Source organism: Mesobacillus sp., from assembly GCF_047739415.1.
Lineage (GTDB): Bacteria > Bacillota > Bacilli > Bacillales > Cytobacillaceae > Mesobacillus.
The window spans coordinates 1-3084 of sequence record NZ_JBIQOE010000248.1 but is presented as its reverse complement, the minus strand read 5'-3'; the positions used below and the strand labels follow the sequence as shown (position 1 = coordinate 3084).

The window sequence follows — 3084 nt, the reverse complement described above, 5'->3', positions numbered from 1 at the left end:
TCCTCCAACCGATGTTTTTTACTATAATTCCCGTCCTTTTCTGGAAGTAACATCTTCTGTCAGAACAAAAAGCGCAAGCGCCTTGTTTAGCCCCGACAAGCGCTGGAGGGCCGACCAGTGAAGTCGTTCTTTGACTTCATTGGGCGGACCGAAGCGACTCGAGGGGCTAGGCGCTGGAGCTAGATTAAGAATACTACATGTATTAATCCACAACTAAATAATTTTCATAATTTCCTAAACGGTAAAAAAATAAGCCAAGCTTCTTTGAGCCTGACTTATCTATATCTTTTCAGCATTTAAATTCTTTTTCATTTTAACCCTAAGTGCAATATTTGCTGCTACCAGGAATGGAATGATTGATGCAATTGTAAATCCAAGCGCATACCCTGATATACTTTCATTCAAAACTCTTTCGTTTATGCTAAAGCCTAGAAATGTTATACCGATGCCATCCCCATCCACATGGTCAATGACCGACCAGAGCTCAATCCCTTTAATAAGGAATAAACCACTTATGATCGACAGCAATAAAACCCATAGCCATTTCATACGACCATACCTCCAAAATCCTAAACCCTCATACAAGTTCAGGTGTATACACTATATTATAGGGAGATATGGTATTAATTAATATAAAGCTAGATCAGTTGTAACAAAATCTTCATAATGATGTTCTTAAATTCGTCAATAAGGTGCTAATTATTTGCAAAATTAAATACACTCAAAAAGAAAATTTGTTTTTCATCAATCTATCCAGCTGCAGAAATGCATTTTTCACAGCTGCTTTTGGAACTTCCTGATAGCGGTCCCCAATGCTCACTTCAAAATAACATGAAGATTCTCCAGTTGCCTTCAGGTTGTTCATGATCCCCACTCCTGTTTCGCGTATCACTTCTACCAGAACTGGTTCTATTTCCTCTTTAGAATGAGGAAAATGGACATGAAACATGTTCGAAACTGGAATTTCAGGCAGTGTGGATACGTGATAACAAGTATTAAAGAAAACCGCAAGCTCCTTTGCATTTTCATAATACTCCGCCATTTTATGGGATTTCTGATTGAAATAATGGTCTGCTGAAATAATATATGGGTACAGGCTTATCAAATCGCCGCCATACCTCCTTTTCCAGACCTTTGATTCAGAAATGAACGGTTCCTCGCCCGCAAGGATTGCACCGGCAATCCCTCCAATTCCCTTGTAAAAAGAGAGATAAACACTATCAAAAAGCTCGCACACTTCAGAAGCAGTCTTCTCATAAAAGGGTAACACTTCCAAGAGTCTGGCTCCATCAAGGTGCAGCTTAATGCCATTCTTTCGGCAATATTTTGAAATCGCTACTAGAGTTTCGTAGCTAGGCAGTTGCCCGCCTATTTCCCTTTGCGGCAATTCAAGTAAAAGGCAAGCAACATCTTCCTCCATGGAGACAACATCATCAAGCTCGATAACACGTTTTTCGTCTGCAAGCAAAACTGTCTTGATATTATGTAATTCCTTTAGCCCATCCTCCTCGTGAATTTCCAGGTGACTTAACGGATGGTATGCTACTTTTTGCAATCTTTTTTCATCACACCATATACGCAATGCGATTTGCTGGGCCATCGTCCCGCTCGGAAAGAAAACTGCCTTCTCCTTGCCCAGAAAAGCTGCGATTTTATCCTGAAAGTCTTCAATAACCTTTCCAGTTCCGTAAATATCACTATCAACCTGTCCGTCGATATTTTCAAAAGCTTCCTTTAGGACTTGAACGTTTCGTCTGCCATGGCCTGGCAATTGATATGTCGATTTATTAAAAGCTTCCTGTAAGGCACTAATCATTGTCACTCCCCCTATTCTGTTTATTTATCCGCCCCATCACAATCATATTATAGAAATTCCCATCAGAAAGCAGTTTGTCATCCTTCAGGATGCCCTCGACTTCAAATCCAAGCTTTTCATAAAGTCTCAGGGCATTTTCATTGGACTCCATCACATTGAGGGTCATTTTCATAATCCCATTCTCGTCTGCCCAGGAAATCGACTCCTGCAACAGGTTTTTGCCGATCCCATAGCCCCAAAATTCTTCTAAAACACCTACCCCGAACTCTACCTTATGCCTGAACCTCTTCAAATTAGTTCCAGCACACCTTGAAAAACCGATAAGCCTTCCATTCGTTTCTGCAACCAAAAATATGTTTCTAGCATTCTCCGTGTCCGCTTTTATAATAGATTGAAAGCCCTTCTGATCAATAAATGCCTCTCCTGGTTCTCTATCGAGATTTTCAGTTTCCCCATCGATTTGCAGTCTTAATTCAGACAAAGCCGCTGCATCCTCATCGACTGCTGATCGGATTGTATAATTCAAACTCTTAATATTGAAATCTTTTCCTCTAATGAGCATTCATGTTCCTCCATAATAAACCTTTTAGTTTATTTTAGACATTTAGCGTTAATTTGTATAGCGAAGGATAAGTTCAATAGAGAGTGAACATACTAGGACTATTTTTATTCCTTGAATCTCAGTGATCAATAGAATTCGCGAATAAAAAAGGATGGAATCACATGAATCCATCCTCTAACTTTTATACTCTTTTTAGCTCTTCTACAGCTTCCATCGCCTGTTCTCTGAGCTTGAACTTTTGAATTTTTCCTGAAGCGGTCATTGGATAGCTTTCAGTGAATTCTATATATCTCGGAATTTTATGCTTCGAAATCTTCCCTTTGCAATATTCTTTGATTTCTTCCGCTGTGGCAGATTCTCCATCTTTTAAAATGATCCATGCCATGACTTCCTCGCCATACACACTGTCGGGGATGCCTACAACCTGGACATCAAGGACTTTCGGATGTCTGTAAAGGAATTCTTCGATTTCCCGCGGATAGATGTTTTCCCCGCCTCTTATGATCATATCCTTTAGTCTGCCGGTTACACGGCAATAGCCGTTTTCATCCATTACCGCCAGGTCTCCTGTGTGGAGCCAGCCTTCTGCATCGATCGCTTCCCTCGTTGCGTCAGGATTTTTATAATATCCGTCCATGACATGGTAGCCACGTGTGCATAGTTCACCCTGAACTCCTCTTGGAACTTCCTCCATCGTGCCTGGCTT

At 40.7% G+C, this 3084-nt stretch carries 4 protein-coding genes; all 4 read right to left on the bottom strand.

Annotated features, from left to right (window positions below):
* Positions 1 to 279: 279 nt before the first annotated feature.
* Positions 280 to 549 (bottom strand): hypothetical protein, encoded by a 270-nt coding sequence (locus ACH0QE_RS19335; protein ID WP_415802119.1) that lies wholly within the window; start codon positions 547 to 549, stop codon positions 280 to 282.
* Positions 550 to 721: 172 nt separating this feature from the next.
* Positions 722 to 1816, bottom strand: a complete 1095-nt coding sequence (locus ACH0QE_RS19330; protein ID WP_415802118.1) for a threonine aldolase family protein — start codon at positions 1814 to 1816, stop codon at positions 722 to 724.
* Complete coding sequence (locus ACH0QE_RS19325; RefSeq protein ID WP_415802117.1) at positions 1809 to 2378, bottom strand: GNAT family N-acetyltransferase; 570 nt, start codon at positions 2376 to 2378, stop codon at positions 1809 to 1811. Before ACH0QE_RS19325 ends, ACH0QE_RS19330 begins: the two co-directional genes overlap by 8 nt.
* A gap of 181 nt (positions 2379 to 2559) precedes the next feature.
* The coding region (locus ACH0QE_RS19320; RefSeq protein WP_415802116.1) for an AMP-binding enzyme at positions 2560 to 3084 on the bottom strand (525 nt) is incomplete at its 5' end.